Genomic DNA, 13,997 nt, shown 5'->3' on the forward strand with positions numbered 1-13,997 from the left:
TTGTAATCATGCCGGCAGATCCGGTTGCGGCGGGGGCGTGGAACCAGCCTAAAGGACAGGGGCAGGTGATCGTCAAATACGAGCCTGGTCCATTCACCGTTTTGACGAGGACGGGGATCGCTTGGCTCTACCCGACGAGCGTCAGGACCACATTGTGTCCTTATGGGGTGAATATGGTCTGAGCGAACGTGTGACTCTGCTGGTGAAAACCGACTGGCAGGATACCGACGATGGGTTTCACCAGTATCGCGGCATGGGGCCAGTCGAGATCGGCGGGCGCTGGCAAGCCTTGGATCACAATGGCTGGCAGGTGTCGGTTCAGGCCAGTTATGTATCCGATACCCAAGGGCGTAATGCGGCATGGGGCTCAGCCGGAGAGGGCGAGCAAGAGGCCGATCTAAGGGTACTGGCAGGCCGTAATTTCGGTGGTCGATTCCCCGGTTTTTACGAAGTGCAACTGGCCCGTCGCTGGCGTGATAATCTGGCAAACGAGGTGAGGGCTGAGGGCACCTTGGGTGTGCATTTCCGTGAAAACTATACGGCCATGGCACAGTTTTATGCGGGCAAGGCCGACATTGAAAGCGATGTCGGAGGGGCACGCTGGTTGACGCTGGAATTGGGTGTTGTGCGTCACTGGGAGGACTGGTCCGTACAGGGGGGGTGGCGGGCAACGACAGCCGGATGCAATGTTCCTGCGGCCGATGGTCCGATTGTGGCTTTGTGGAAACGATTTTAACCGACGGAACCACCAATCTACCCCGTTTAATCAGTTTCATTTGCACTAACGCGTACAGGCGTTATGCGGAACCGCATTATGTCGGGGAGAGTAACGAGCGTGTTCAAACGCCATTTTTTTATTATCGTGGCGGGGGCGGTCGTTGCCCTGATGCTGGTTGCGGCCGTGCTCAAGATTGCGCTGGCCAATGAGGGGCCGACGGGACCGGGGGGACCCGGCGGTCGCGGTGGGGGCCAACTGGTAGAGGCAACCAGCCCCCAGTCTCGTGAATTCAGTGACGACCTCAAGGTTCTGGGCGTGGCCCGGAGCCTGCGTTCGGTCAATATTACCTCCTCGACCTCGGAACTGGTGACGCGGGTCTTCTTTAATGACGGGCAGGCCGTGCGTGTGGGGGCACCACTGGTTGAATTGCAAACCGCCGAGGAAGACGCCGCCATCATTCAGGCGCGCGCCCAGTTGACGCAGGCCCAGCGCGAATATGACCGCTATAAAACTCTGGCTGACCGTGGTGTGGCACCGCGCGTGATGGCCGAGAATGCGGAGACGGCACTGGAGACGGCCCGTGCCGCTGTGACGGCTGCCGAAGCCCGCCGTGGCGACCGTATTCTGAGGGCACCTTTCTCGGGCGTTCTGGGTTTGACGACGGTTACGCCAGGTACACTCATCAGCCCCGGTACGGTTATCACCACGCTGGACGATCTCAGCAGCATCCGTGTGGACTTTGCTGTGCCGGAACGTTTCCTGTCCACCCTGCGGGCCGGAACAGCACTGACGGCTACGGCAGATGCTTATCCGGGCCGCACCTTTGAGGGCCGGATCGCCCTGATGGATGTGCGTGTGGACGAGCAGACCCGTGCCGTGACCGCTCGCGCCGAATTCCCCAATCCGGGTGGTGAAATCCGACCGGGCATGATGATGCGTGTCGCGGTTCGACAAGGGCAGCGTCAGGCGCTGGCTGTGCCGGAAGCTGCGGTTCAATACGAAGGCGCAGGTGCTTTTGTGTACCGCATTGCCGGTAATGATCAGGGCAGCATCGCCCAGCGTGTCGAGGTACAGGCGGGTACGGTCGAAAACGGTTTCGTAGAAATCGTTACGGGATTGTCGCTGAATGACCGTGTGGTGGCATCTGGCCTGAACCGCATTCAGCCGGGTGCGCCGGTGCGGACCGAGGACAAGTCCAAGGGGCAGGCTGCTCAGGCGGCGGCACCAGCCAAGGCTGACCGCTAATGATGTTGTCCGATGTATCGGTCCGCCGTCCGGTTTTTGCAGCGGTCGCGGCCATTGTCTTGTGCGTTATCGGTCTGGCAGCCTTCTTCATGCTGCCGGTGCGCGAACTACCCGATGTTGATCCGCCGGTGGTTTCGGTCAGCACCTCCTATGCCGGTGCCTCGGCCGAGGTGATCGAGAGCCGGATTACCGAGCCGATCGAACAGCAGATTGCCGGTATTCAGGGCGTCGAACGCATTACCTCGACCAGCCGCGATGGCCGTTCCAACGTCAATATCGAGTTCCGTCTCGACCGCAATATCGACGATGCGGCCAATGATGTGCGTGACCGTGTTTCGCGCGTTATGGGCCGTCTGCCCGATCAGGCCGATCCGCCGACCGTATCCAAGGCGGACTCGGATTCATCGCCGATTATCATTCTGTTCCTGCGCTCGACGACGATGAACCGTCTTGAGCTGACAGACTATGCCGACCGTTATCTGGTGGATCGTTTTGCCACTGTGCCGGGTGTGGCACAGGTCAATATCTTCGGTGACCAGACCTATGCCATGCGCATCTGGTTGGACCCTGCCGCCATGGCGGCGCGCGGTCTGACAGTGACGGATGTTGAGCAATCGTTGACCAGCCAGAACGTCGAGCTGCCTGCCGGGTCGCTGGAGGCCAGCCAGAAAGACTATACGGTTCGTGTGGCGCGTAACTATTCGCGCCCAGAGGACTTTGCCAATTTGCCGATCGGTAACCGTGGTGCAGCCTCAGCCAGCGGTCTGACCGGCTCAGCCACCTATGTGACGCGTCTTGGCGATATTGCCCGCGTCGAAGAGGGGCCGGTTGAACATCGCCGCCTGTTCCGTGGCAACAGTATTGACCAGATCGGTCTGGCCATCACGCGTCAGGCCCAGTCGAACGACCTTGAAATCAGTGCGGGTGCACGCAAACTGATGGAAGAGGTGCGCGAAAGTCTGCCTGCGGGAACGACACTGGAGGTTGGCTCCGACAACTCGGTCTTTACCTCGCACGCCATTGACGAGGTCTGGATCACCATCGGCATTTCGATGGCGCTGGTGGCACTGGTCAACTTTATCTTCTTGGGCAGTTTGCGCGCGGCCATCGTGCCGTCGGTTGTGGCCCCGATCTGTCTGCTGGCGACCTTTATCATTCTGGCCCCGCTGGGCTTCTCTTTGAACCTTCTGACCCTGCTGGCGCTGGTACTAGCCATCGGTCTGGTGGTGGATGACGCCATTGTGGTGGTCGAGAATATCCAGCGTCGTCTGGATCAGGGCGAGCCGCCGCTGATTGCAGCCGAACGCGGGGCACGTCAGGTGTTCTTTGCGGTTGTCGCGACCACCATCGTGCTTTTGTCGGTATTTGCGCCGCTGATGTTCCTGCCGGGTTATGTGGGGCGTCTGTTCGTTGAACTGGCGGCTGCGATTGCTGCGGCGGTGGGCTTCTCGGCCTTTCTGGCGCTCAGCCTGTCACCGATGATGGCGTCCAAGATCCTGCGTCCGACCACCTCTACCGGATGGCTGGGCCGCAAGGTCGATTACGCCATGGACAAGCTGAAAAACTCCTATGTCAACTCTCTCAACATGCTGATGGGCCGCCGTATTGCGGTGGGTGGCGTGATTGCGGCGGTGGTGCTGGTCGGTGCGGGAGCCTTCGGCATGGCTATGGTCCTGCCGGACGAACTGGTACCGGACGAAGACCGTGGACGTGTCATGGTGCGTGTCTCGGGACCGGAAGGCGCAGGCTATGACTATATCCGCCAGATTTTGCTGGGGATCGAACCGATACTGGAGGATTACCGTCAGAGCGGCGAGGTAAACAACTATCTGGTGACGTCGCCGGGCTTTGGTGGCGGCTCGTTCAACTCGGGCAACATCATCATGAATCTGGCCGACTGGTCCGAACGTGATCGTCCGGCGGCGGACATTGCTCAGGAACTGAACGGCCGTCTACGCAACCAGACGGGCGCGCAGGTCAACGCCTCGACGCCGGGTGCCTTCCAGCGCGGTGGTGGCGGCGGCGGTAACTCGGTCGAGATGATTGTGACCGGTTCCGACTATGCGGCCATCTATAACTGGTTGCGTCCGGTTATGGCCGCTGCGATGGAAAACCCCGGCTTCTCGCGTCCGCGCATGAACTACGAGCCGAACGCACCGCGTCTGCTGGTCGATGTGGATCCGCAAAAGGCAGCAGCACTGGGCGTGTCTTCGCAACAGGTTGGCCGTACGCTGGAAACCATGTTCGGCTCGCGTCGTGCGACCACCTATATCAAGGGCGGTCAGGAATATGATGTGATCCTGCAGACCGACCGCGATAACCGACGCAATGTTTCGGACCTTGAAGGGCTTTATGTCTCGACCGGTTCTGGGCAATTGGTGCCGCTGTCATCGGTGGTTACGACCAAGACCTCGGGCGATACGCCGGATCGTCGACGTCTGGATCGCCAGCGTGCCATTACCCTGTCGGCAGACCTGACACCGGGCATGACGATTGCCGATGCCGTACAGTTCCTGAACGATCAGGCCGCCAAACAGCCACAGGGCGTGGTCAATATTCGCTGGGGCGGCACAGCCCGCGATCAGGCCGAGGCCGGTGGTGCGGTGATGTGGGCCTTTGTGCTGGCGCTTTTGCTGGTCTTCCTTGTGCTGGCCGCCCAGTTTGAAAGCTGGATCACGCCTGCGGTTATCATGCTGACCGTGCCTTTGGCGGCGGCAGGTGGTCTGTTCGGTCTGCTGATGGCGGGTTCAAGCTTGAATATCTACAGCCAGATCGGTCTGATCATTCTGGTCGGCGTTGCGGCCAAGAACGGTATTCTGATCGTAGAGTTCGCCAACCAGCTCCGCGATCAGGGGCGTACAATCCGCGAGGCCATTATTGAGTCCTCTTCGCTGCGCCTTCGCCCGATCATTATGACGTCGCTGGCCTCGGCCTTTGGCGCTCTGCCGCTGATGTTGTGGCAAGGGGCAGGGGCGGGCAGCCGCCAGACTATTGGTGTGGTGATCTTCTGCGGGGCGCTGTTTGCAACCTTGCTGACCCTGTTCATCGTGCCGGTGATCTATGGTGTTCTGGCCCGCTTTACCAAGTCGCCGGACTATACCTCGCGCAAGATCGAGGAATGGGAAGCGCAGGAACGTGCCGAGGGCAAGGTGCCCGATATGAGCGCTCATTGATCTTGGCCCCAACTGCAAAGAGCCGCCCCAACGGGGCGGCTCTTTTTGTTTGGGCGGGACGCTCGCCTCTAACGTTCGCCACGCGGTGGCTCACTGCTTGAGAGCCGAGCTTTTAGAGCGCCCCCTAGCACTCGAGACGCGGTCGCTCATTGCTTGAGGAGGTTTTGCTAAGGGGAAAGCTACTGAGCAGCCTGCTTTTCTGCGTAGCCGGTTTCGACCTTGAGGAAGGCGATGACATCTTTGCGGTCCTGTTCGCTGGCGATGCCGACGAAGCTCATCTTATTGCCGGGCAGGAAGTCGCGCGGGCGCAGCAGCCATTCGTCCAGTTTTTGGGCATCCCAGTCAAAGTCGGCATCTTTGAGAGCGTTGGAATAGCGGTACTTTTCGTGGGTGCCGACGGTGCTTCCGAACAGGCCATACAGGTTGGGGCCGGTCATGTTGGGGCCGCCCTCGGTGATGGTGTGGCACGAACGGCAGCGGGCAAAGACGCGGCGGCCATTTTCGAGATCACCCGTATTATAAGGCGCGGGCAGGGAGGCCAGTAGGGCCAGCTTCTGTTCCTGTGTCGGCTCGGCACGCTTCGGCGGTTTCGGCGCATCGTCGGTTGTCTCGCCACCGGAACCGCAAGCGGCCAGCAGCAGGGCGCAGCCCGCCAGTAGCGTTGCCATCCGTGTTTTGGGGTTCAGGGTCGTCAAAAATAGCATGGGCGATCTCCGGTTGAGGAGGTTGTAACCCAAGGCGCGCGGCCTGCAACGGGACAGAACGCCCTGTGGGTAAGCTTTGTCATAACCGCAATATACCGCCCGCTTACTAGACGCCGCATATTAGTAGGTGATAATCACTCTCAAAGAAGTAGGGGTGTTGTGTCCGCGCCTGCAAGTTCAGAGAACGATGTCGAAAATCATCAGATTGAGTGAGGCGCGACGCGGGGATCGCGGCGTTATCGTGCAGGTTGGCACACACTGTCATCACCAAGAACACGAGGTAGAGCTGGAGCGGCGTCTGCTGGAACTGGGTCTGGTCGAAGGGGCCAGAGTCGAGTTGCTGCACGAGGGTCTGTTCGGGCGTGACCCGATTGCGCTCAAGGTCGATGATATGCGCGTGGCGCTGCGTCGCCGCGAGGCCGCCAGCCTGAATATCGAAATCGGGGGTGCGGCCTGATGGACGCTATGGTCAAATCGCTTCGCTTTGCGCTGGTCGGCAATCCCAATAGCGGCAAGACGGCGCTGTTCAATGCCCTGACAGGTTCGCACCAGAAGGTCGCCAACTATGCGGGCGTGACTGTTGAGCGCAAAGAAGGTCGTGTGCAGGGCACAGACGGACAGTCGCTGATCGTTACCGATCTGCCGGGCACTTACTCCTTGCGCGCCCGTTCTCTGGACGAGGAAGTTAGCCGAGATGTGGTGCTGGGGGCTCGCAAGGGCGAGGCTGCACCGGATGTGCTGGTCTGTGTGGCCGATGCGACCAATCTGCGTCTGGTCCTGCGTTTGGCGCTGGAACTGAAACAGGTGGGGCGTCCGATGGTGATGGCCCTCAACATGTACGACATCGCCCAGCGTCAGGGCTTGCAGATCGACCTTGAGGGTCTGTCGCGTGATCTGGGTATGCCGGTCGTAACAACAGTGGCGACACGCAAGCGCGGCTTGCCAGACCTTGTCGCTGCCGTAGAAAAACAGGCGCATCATGCGACGCATCAGAGTGAATGGCATGCGCCATCCGCTGCTGAAGTACGTACCGCACACCGCGAGGCCGAGCGCCTGATGAAGGCGCATGTCCAGCCGCCAGCGCGTCCTGACACCCTGACGGGCAAGCTGGACAGCGTACTGCTGCACCCGGTGGCCGGACTGGCCATTTTGTTCGGTGTCCTGTTTGTGATGTTCCAAGCCGTGTTCAGTTGGGCCACGCCGGCAATGGACGGGATCGAAGCTGGTTTTGCCCTTCTGGGGCAATGGATCGGGGCTACGGTTGGAAACGATTTGCTCCGAAGCCTGCTGGTGGACGGTCTGATCGGCGGGGTGGGCAGTGTGCTGGTCTTCCTGCCGCAAATCCTCTTGATCTTCCTGTTCATTATCGTGCTGGAAGACTTGGGCTATATGGCCCGTGCCGCCTTCCTGATGGACAAAATTATGGGCGGTGCAGGCCTGCATGGTCGGGCCTTTATCCCGCTATTGTCCAGTTTTGCCTGCGCTATTCCAGGCATCATGGCCACGCGGGTTATCAACGCCAAACGCGACCGTTTGACCACCATACTGATTGCGCCGCTGATGACCTGCTCGGCGCGTATTCCGGTCTATACGCTGATTATTGCTGCCTTTATTCCCAACACGACGGTCTGGGGCTGGGTCAGCCTGCAAGGGCTGGTGATGTTCGGTCTGTATGCTGGCGGTATCGTTAGTGCGCTTGTGGTTTCGCTGGTGATCCGCCGCGTATTGTGGCGCGGTATGGTCGAACCGTTCATGATGGAGCTGCCCGCCTATAAGATGCCGGACATCAAGTCGGTGCTGATGAACCTGTGGCTGCGCGCCAAAATCTTCCTGAAACGCGCGGGCAAGATCATCCTGCCCTTGATGATCATCGTCTGGGCGCTTTCGACCTTTCCGTATCCGCCTGAAGGCGCGACAGGCCCGGCGATCGATTATTCGTTCGCAGGTATGATGGGTAAGTTCCTCGAGCCGATCTTTGCCCCGATTGGTTTCAGCTGGCAGATGGTTGTGGCCTTGATCCCCGGTATGGCGGCGCGCGAAGTGGCCGTGGCGGTTCTGGGCACAGTCTATTCGGTGGCAGGGGCCGAGGAAAATATCGGCACCTTGGCCAATGTGCTGGCCAATGACTGGTCATTGGCGACGGGTCTGGCTTTCCTGGCGTGGTACATCTTTGCCCCGCAATGCCTTCCCACCATTGGTGTGGTCCAGCGCGAGACGGGTTCCAAGAAGTGGACGGCGATCTTTGTGATCTATCTGTTCGCTCTGGCCTATCTGGCGGCCTTCATCACCTATCACGTCGCCGTCGCGCTCGGTGCAGGCTGATAGACCGATTATCCAAACGAAAAGCCCCGGGGGAAACCTCGGGGCTTTTTTGTAGCGGTTATAGAAACTAGCGTCCGGTGGTCAGTTTCAGCACGATATGGGCAGTCGTATCGACGATGGCCTCGGGTGTATCGGCGCGGCGCATCAGGGTGAAACCGGCGGCGACAGATTCCACCAGATTGGCGGTTTCATAGGAGGCCAGTCTTGCATTGAGGCCCACAGGGTGCAGGCCATTGGCGCGGGCCTGTGCGATGCGCCGTTCCAAGGCAAGGTGAAGACGACGCAGACGCTTGATGCGGGTTTCGGCGAAATCCGGTTCGCCCTTATCGGCCAGCATATGCTCGACACGCAGGACGGGACCGTGTTCGTCCCACAGGGACAGAACATCCAGAATATAGGCGCGGACCGCTTCGAAACCGCGATCCCCAGACCAGTCGGCATGGATGTGTGTGGCCAGACGCTGGAAATCCTCGGCGGATTCCTCGCACAGCATCAACACAGCTTCCTCGACCGTTTTGAAATAGGTGTAGAAGGTCGGTGCCGAAACCTTGGCGGCCTGGGCGACATCGGCTGGGCGGATTTCGCCTAGATGCCTATGGTCCAGAAGCTGGCGCAGGGCGTCTAATATGGCGCGGCGTGTGCGTGCGCCACGGCTTCGGATGGTGTGGCCCAGCTTGTTTTTGGTGTCCGGCATATCAACGGGTTGGCGTGGCAGAATGGGTATGGCCTAGATTGTTAAAGGTCTTTCGACAAGTAAGGATTGCTTCTGCGACAATGTGTCAATCGGGTTTCCGCTCTTGACCCGTGGCGCGGGCACCCGCAAATCCGTGTGATACTATTTTCGGGGTGCGGTGCTCATGTCCAAGGTTGTGATTATCGGTGCAGGCCATGCAGGCGGTTCGGTTGCGGCTTTTCTGAAGCAGTACGGGCATGAGGGGCAGATTATCCTTGCTGGCACAGAAAAGGTGGCTCCGTATCAGCGTCCGCCACTGTCCAAGGCTTGGCTAAAGGGCGAGGCCGACGAAGCTTCGCTGCAATTGCGCGCCGACAGCTATTATGCCGATAACGGTATTGACCTACGACTGGGCGTTACCGCTACGGGCATAGATCGTGCGGGCAAGACCGTCACCTTTGATGACGGAACGGTCGAGTCTTATGACTATCTGGTCATTGCCACCGGTTCGCGGGCGCGGCGTCTGCCGGCCTCGTGCGGGACGGGTGAGGGGACGTTAGAATTACGGACCACTGTGGATGCCGAACAGCTGAAAGAAGCCTTGGGCAAAGGCAAGCGCCTGCTGGTGATCGGTGGCGGCTATGTGGGCCTGGAAGCGGCAGCATCGGCGCGTGCATTGGGGGCCGAAGCCGTGGTGCTGGAACGGATGGAGCGCGTTCTGCAACGCGTCGCCTCTCAGACCCTGTCGGACTTCTATACCCGTCGCCACACCGCCGAGGGTGTGCAAATCCGTACCGGTGCCGATGTGGTGACTGTGGTGGCCGATGGCGTGGTGTTTGCCGATGGCGAAACCCTGTCTGCCGATGCGGTGCTGGTCGGCATTGGGGCCATCGCCAATGACGAGATGGCCCAAGAGGCCGGTCTGGAATGTGCCGACGGTATCGTGGTGGACCTCGAGGCCCGAACCAGCGATCCGGCTATCTTTGCCGTGGGCGACGTGACGCGCCGTCCGCTGCCACACTATGACGGCATCATGCATCGTCTGGAAAGCGTGCCTAATGCGCTGGAACAGGCCAAGCATGTCGCCTGCGCCATTACGGGCCGTCCGGCTCCGGCAGCCGAAGTGCCATGGTTCTGGTCGGACCAGTATGATGTGAAGCTCCAGATTGCAGGCCTGCCATTCGGTGCCGACCGTCAGGTGGTGCGCGGTGATGTGGACACAGGTAGTTTCGCCGTCTTCCACCTGAAGGGCGACAAGATCGTCTGCGTCGAGGCCGTCAACTCGGCCCCGTCCTTCATGTTCGGCAAACAGGCGATCGGCAAGGGCACGTCGGTTGACGCCGAAGTGCTGGCCGATGCCGAAGCGCCGATCAAAACAGCAGCGATTGCCGCCTAGTCGGCGCTGGGCACAAATACCTTCATGCCCTCCATCGCATCGGTAAGGATGATCTGACAGGACAGGCGCGACGCGGCTTCGTCAAAGCTGTCGCGCCAGTCCAGCATATTGCGCTCGAACCCTTGGGCCTGACCCACTTCGGCCTGCCAGTCGGGGTGGATATGCACATGGCATGTCCCGCACGACATCTGGCCCCCGCATTCAGCCTCGATACCCGCCACGCCATCGCGGGTGGCATAGGCCATCAAGCTGGCTCCGCTATCGGCATCGACCACTTGTTCGCTACCGTCCGGTTGAATGAAGGTGATGAAAGGCATGGGATTACAGTCATCCAAAGGGCATCCTGAAACATGAATGCGGATGGAGGCTTTGTGATGTGAGGGAAAAGTGGTGCCGGTTGCAGGAATCGAACCCGCGACATCCAGTTTACAAAACTGGCGCTCTACCAACTGAGCTAAACCGGCGCGGCCCGACTTATGCTGAGAGAATCTCTCGGATGCAAGAGTGGGGCGTCAGTATTTTGTCATTCGTTTCGATGCGTTAAGGCAAATTGCTGCGGATACGCTCTGCCAGGGCCTTCAGATCGGCAGGATCGGCTATGCAGGACTGTCCGTGACCGGCCATGGCCTTGTTTTCCCAGCGCGGGATGATGTGGAAATGCAGGTGGAAGACGGTCTGCCCGGCGGGCGTACCGTTAAACTGGGTCACGATCAGGCCATCGGGTGACAGGGCCTTGTCGATGGCGCGGGCGGTGCGCTGGACGGCGGCGGTGACAGTGGCCAGATCGGCGGCGTCTATCTCAAGGATGTTGCGGGCCGTAGAGGTCTTGGAGATGACCAGCGTATGCCCTTCGGACTGGGGGAAGGCGTCCATGAACACATAGACCTGATCGTCTTCCCACACGGTCACACCGGGGATTTCGCCACGCAGGATTTTGGCAAAGACGTTTTGCGGGTCGTAGGTGCCGTGAAGGCTCATGGAAGACTCCTTGTGATCTGGCTGTCAGAATAGCAGTATCAATCCGCCGGTGCATACACTGTGCGTCGGCGTGATCGGGCTTCTTTCGAGGGAGACGGGCGTATGGTTGGATTTATTGTACAGGCCTTGGTGACCATGGCGGGACTGTGGTTGTCGTCCAAGGTGGTGCCGGGGGTGGAGTTCACGTCTACAGGCTCGCTAATCGCGGCGGCGCTGATCCTCGGCATTGTGAATGCGTTTGTGCGTCCGTTAATGATTATCCTGACCTTGCCGCTGACGCTGTTGACGTTCGGGCTGTTCCTGCTGGTGGTGAATGCGGCCATGATTGGCCTGACCGCTTGGTTCCTTGGTGGTTTTTCTGTCAACGGCTTATGGGCCGGTATCGGGGCAGCGATTGTAACAGGCGTTGTCAGCTATTTTGCGGGACTGTTCTTTGTACCCAAGCAAGAAATTCGCGACTGATGCCATTGTAAAGGCAAAGAAAAAGGCGCGCTCCGGTTAAGAGCGCGCCTTTTGTTTTAGGGTTAGTCCGGCCTTAGCTGGGGCGGATCACCATGCAGGTGACGCGACGCGCAGCCAGAGTTTCGCAAACCGAGTTGGCCTTGTCCTCTGTCATGCCGGTAAAGCGCGAGCGGAACCAGCCGCCATCGGCAGTCTGTACATTACGCTCGGCACCGGTGAATTCGCTGCGGAAGCGACGATTGATTTCGTTCAGCCAGTTGCGAGCGACGGCTTCATCCTTGAAGGCACCGACCTGAACTGACCAACGACCGGCAGGGGCTGCCGGTGTGCGGGCCGCGGCGCGCGTAGGAGCGGGCGCGCGTTCCGCATTGCGACGGGCCGACGGGGCAGGGGTGATCGCAGTCGGGGCCGGCGCATCGGCGGGTGCCGAAACTAGGGTGGCGTCATCGGTAGCATAAGGGCGGCCTTCGGTAGAGACCGATGCATAGGCGACCGGCGCGGTTGGCGACGGTATGCCGTAGCCGCGAGCCTCGAAGAAGTCCTGATTGGAAGCAAACCGTTCGCCACGGGCCTTGCGTTCTTGCAGGTCGAAGCCGGTATCCATCAACTCGGCCACATGCGCGTTGCGGCTGGCGGTCGAGCGACCACCCATGACGATGGTGATCAGACGCTTGTTGTTTCGAACAGCCGAGGCCGAAAGGTTGTAGCCCGACGCGTTGGTGAAGCCGGTCTTGATGCCGTCATAACCGCGCCCCGTGGCCAGCAGACCATTGGTGTTGCGATAGTCACGACCGTTATAATACCAGTCGTGAAGGCCCAGATAGCGATAATATTGCGGATAGTCGCGCATCACCGCGCGGCTGAGGATCGCCAGATCATTGGCTGTGGTGGCCTGACGGGTATCGGGCAGACCGTTTGCCGTGGTGAAACGGGTGCTGTGCATACCCAGTTCACGCGCCTTGGCGGTCATGCGCGAGGTAAATTCCGCTTCGTTTCCGGCAATGTGCTCGGCAATCGCGACGGCCATGTCATTGGCGCTGCGGACGGCGGTGGCGCGCATAGCGTCATCAAGGCTGATGGTTTGACCGGCGGCTAGACCCAGTTTCGACGGCGGTTGGGCGGCAGCGCGTGGCGAAACGGTCAACTGGTCGGTCAGCTTGATCCGGCCTTCTTCCAGCGCCTCATAGGCGAGATAAAGGGTCATCACCTTGGTGATGGACGCCGGATAGCGACGTTCGTCGGCAAAGCGCGAGAACAGGACTTCGCCCGATGTCGCATCCAGAACGACCGAGGCATATTTGCTGTTGTCACTCGACTGGGCGACCGGCGGGGTTTGACCTACGGTCGGGAGCAGGGCGCTACAGGCCAGCAGGGCGGTGAACAAGGCAGGCTTGCGAAGAGAGGAGGGGGTCATCTGCATACGGGGCCTCTTCACTGTGGTGCGTCACCAGAAAGTGGCCGCACCGGACAAGTGTACAACATCGCTGACAGGAGTTTCGACACAGTTAACAGCCTGTCAATCATTGCTGTTAGCGGTGAGACATTTCCGATCGTCGCTTTAACGATACTGACTTGACCCGTTTCTGGCTATGACCCAGCGCAAATGTGATCTTCGGCAAATTGTGCGGCGCACAAAATCCCTTGATATTTCATCTCGCATGTGCGAAACGAAGTTATTGTGCAGACCGTTGTTATGTATGAGCGCGCGGTCTGTGCGCCCTGATTGCCTGATTTACCTCCCCCATTCCGACTTTGGAGATATCCATGTCTGACGCTACCGAAACCGTTAAACAAACTGCGGCCAAGGCCCAAGCTCAGGTCAAGGCTCAGGCCGAAGCCATTCAGAACGCTAGCAGCAAGGCTTTCAAAGACGGTGTGGACCGTTCGCTGAACTCGCTGACCGAGTTGAATGCTCAGGGCAAGAAGAACCTTGAAGCTGTTGTCGAGAGCGCTGCTGCGGCCCAGAAGGGCGCAGAAGCTCTGTCTCAACAAGCTTTGGCCTATGGCAAAAAGAGCTGGGAAGAAAACGTTTCGGCGGTTCAATCGCTGTCGCAAGCCCGCTCGGTGCAGGAACTGCTTGAGTTGCAGACCGCATGGGCCAAGTCGGCGACCGAAAGCTATCTGGCTCACCTGAACCGGACCTCGGAAACCCTGACGGCGTCGTTCAAGGATAGCTTCCAGCCACTTACCTCGCGCGTCAGTGCAGCGGTTGAAGGTTTCCAGTCGGCTCGCTAACCCTCCCATAGCGACTGACACATGAAGGCTCCGGTGCTCGCATCGGGGCCTTTTTTGTCTGCGCGAAGGCTTAGGCTTCAGGACGTTCTGG

At 59.6% G+C, this 13,997-nt stretch carries 13 protein-coding genes and 1 tRNA gene; 8 read left to right on the forward strand and 6 right to left on the reverse strand.

Features of this window, described 5'->3' with window-relative positions:
• Nucleotides 1-121 precede the first annotated feature (121 nt).
• From WEU32_RS05360 to WEU32_RS05370, 3 genes are all read left to right on the forward strand, one after another.
• Complete coding sequence (locus WEU32_RS05360; RefSeq protein ID WP_406853131.1) at nucleotides 122-736, forward strand: hypothetical protein; 615 nt, start codon at nucleotides 122-124, stop codon at nucleotides 734-736.
• A 99-nt stretch (nucleotides 737-835) separates the two neighbouring features.
• Entirely contained in the window at nucleotides 836-1,963 is a 1,128-nt protein-coding gene (locus tag WEU32_RS05365) for an efflux RND transporter periplasmic adaptor subunit (protein ID WP_312813803.1), read from the forward strand.
• A gap of 2 nt (nucleotides 1,964-1,965) precedes the next feature.
• Nucleotides 1,966-5,136, forward strand: a complete 3,171-nt coding sequence (locus tag WEU32_RS05370) for an efflux RND transporter permease subunit (RefSeq protein WP_312138204.1) — start codon at nucleotides 1,966-1,968, stop codon at nucleotides 5,134-5,136.
• 179 nt (nucleotides 5,137-5,315) lie between these two features.
• Here WEU32_RS05370 and WEU32_RS05375 read toward each other — a convergent pair whose 3' ends face one another.
• Complete coding sequence (locus WEU32_RS05375) at nucleotides 5,316-5,840, reverse strand: c-type cytochrome (RefSeq protein WP_406853132.1); 525 nt, start codon at nucleotides 5,838-5,840, stop codon at nucleotides 5,316-5,318.
• Nucleotides 5,841-6,027: 187 nt separating this feature from the next.
• Between WEU32_RS05375 and WEU32_RS05380 the strand changes: the two genes are divergently transcribed.
• Entirely contained in the window at nucleotides 6,028-6,297 is a 270-nt protein-coding gene (locus WEU32_RS05380; protein ID WP_406853134.1) for a ferrous iron transport protein A, read from the forward strand.
• Nucleotides 6,297-8,162, forward strand: coding sequence for a ferrous iron transporter B (locus WEU32_RS05385; RefSeq protein ID WP_406853135.1), 1,866 nt, complete (start codon nucleotides 6,297-6,299; stop codon nucleotides 8,160-8,162). Before WEU32_RS05380 ends, WEU32_RS05385 begins: the two co-directional genes overlap by 1 nt.
• A 67-nt stretch (nucleotides 8,163-8,229) precedes the next feature.
• On the opposite strand, the gene WEU32_RS05390 is transcribed toward WEU32_RS05385, so the two are convergent.
• On the reverse strand, nucleotides 8,230-8,856 hold the full coding sequence (locus WEU32_RS05390) for a TetR/AcrR family transcriptional regulator (protein ID WP_312137841.1): 627 nt from the start codon (nucleotides 8,854-8,856) through the stop codon (nucleotides 8,230-8,232).
• A 163-nt stretch (nucleotides 8,857-9,019) separates the two neighbouring features.
• On the opposite strand from WEU32_RS05390, the gene WEU32_RS05395 reads away from it, so the two are divergent.
• Nucleotides 9,020-10,231: an NAD(P)/FAD-dependent oxidoreductase gene (locus tag WEU32_RS05395; RefSeq protein ID WP_406853136.1), complete on the forward strand. Its 1,212-nt coding sequence runs from the start codon at nucleotides 9,020-9,022 to the stop codon at nucleotides 10,229-10,231.
• On the opposite strand, the gene WEU32_RS05400 is transcribed toward WEU32_RS05395, so the two are convergent.
• The 3 genes from WEU32_RS05400 to WEU32_RS05410 all read right to left on the reverse strand — a co-directional run bounded on the left by WEU32_RS05400 (nucleotide 10,228) and on the right by WEU32_RS05410 (nucleotide 11,209).
• On the reverse strand, nucleotides 10,228-10,548 hold the full coding sequence (locus tag WEU32_RS05400; protein WP_312137845.1) for a 2Fe-2S iron-sulfur cluster-binding protein: 321 nt from the start codon (nucleotides 10,546-10,548) through the stop codon (nucleotides 10,228-10,230). The two genes, WEU32_RS05395 and WEU32_RS05400, sit on opposite strands and share 4 nt — an antisense overlap.
• 71 nt (nucleotides 10,549-10,619) lie before the next feature.
• A tRNA-Thr gene (locus tag WEU32_RS05405) sits at nucleotides 10,620-10,695 on the reverse strand.
• A gap of 76 nt (nucleotides 10,696-10,771) precedes the next feature.
• Nucleotides 10,772-11,209, reverse strand: coding sequence for an HIT family protein (locus WEU32_RS05410; RefSeq protein WP_312813787.1), 438 nt, complete (start codon nucleotides 11,207-11,209; stop codon nucleotides 10,772-10,774).
• A 102-nt stretch (nucleotides 11,210-11,311) separates the two neighbouring features.
• Here WEU32_RS05410 and WEU32_RS05415 point away from each other — a divergent pair, with 102 nt between their 5' ends.
• On the forward strand, nucleotides 11,312-11,671 hold the full coding sequence (locus WEU32_RS05415) for a phage holin family protein (RefSeq protein WP_406853137.1): 360 nt from the start codon (nucleotides 11,312-11,314) through the stop codon (nucleotides 11,669-11,671).
• A 73-nt stretch (nucleotides 11,672-11,744) separates the two neighbouring features.
• Here WEU32_RS05415 and WEU32_RS05420 read toward each other — a convergent pair whose 3' ends face one another.
• Nucleotides 11,745-13,091 (reverse strand): D-alanyl-D-alanine carboxypeptidase, encoded by a 1,347-nt coding sequence (locus WEU32_RS05420; protein ID WP_406853138.1) that lies wholly within the window; start codon nucleotides 13,089-13,091, stop codon nucleotides 11,745-11,747.
• Nucleotides 13,092-13,435: 344 nt separating this feature from the next.
• Here WEU32_RS05420 and WEU32_RS05425 point away from each other — a divergent pair, with 344 nt between their 5' ends.
• A complete protein-coding gene (locus WEU32_RS05425; RefSeq protein ID WP_312137853.1) occupies nucleotides 13,436-13,906 on the forward strand; it encodes a TIGR01841 family phasin in 471 nt (156 codons plus the stop codon).
• The last annotated feature ends 91 nt before the right edge of the window (nucleotides 13,907-13,997 follow it).

Origin of the sequence: Brevundimonas sp. BH3, from assembly GCF_045345115.1 — a bacterium.
GTDB lineage: Bacteria > Pseudomonadota > Alphaproteobacteria > Caulobacterales > Caulobacteraceae > Brevundimonas.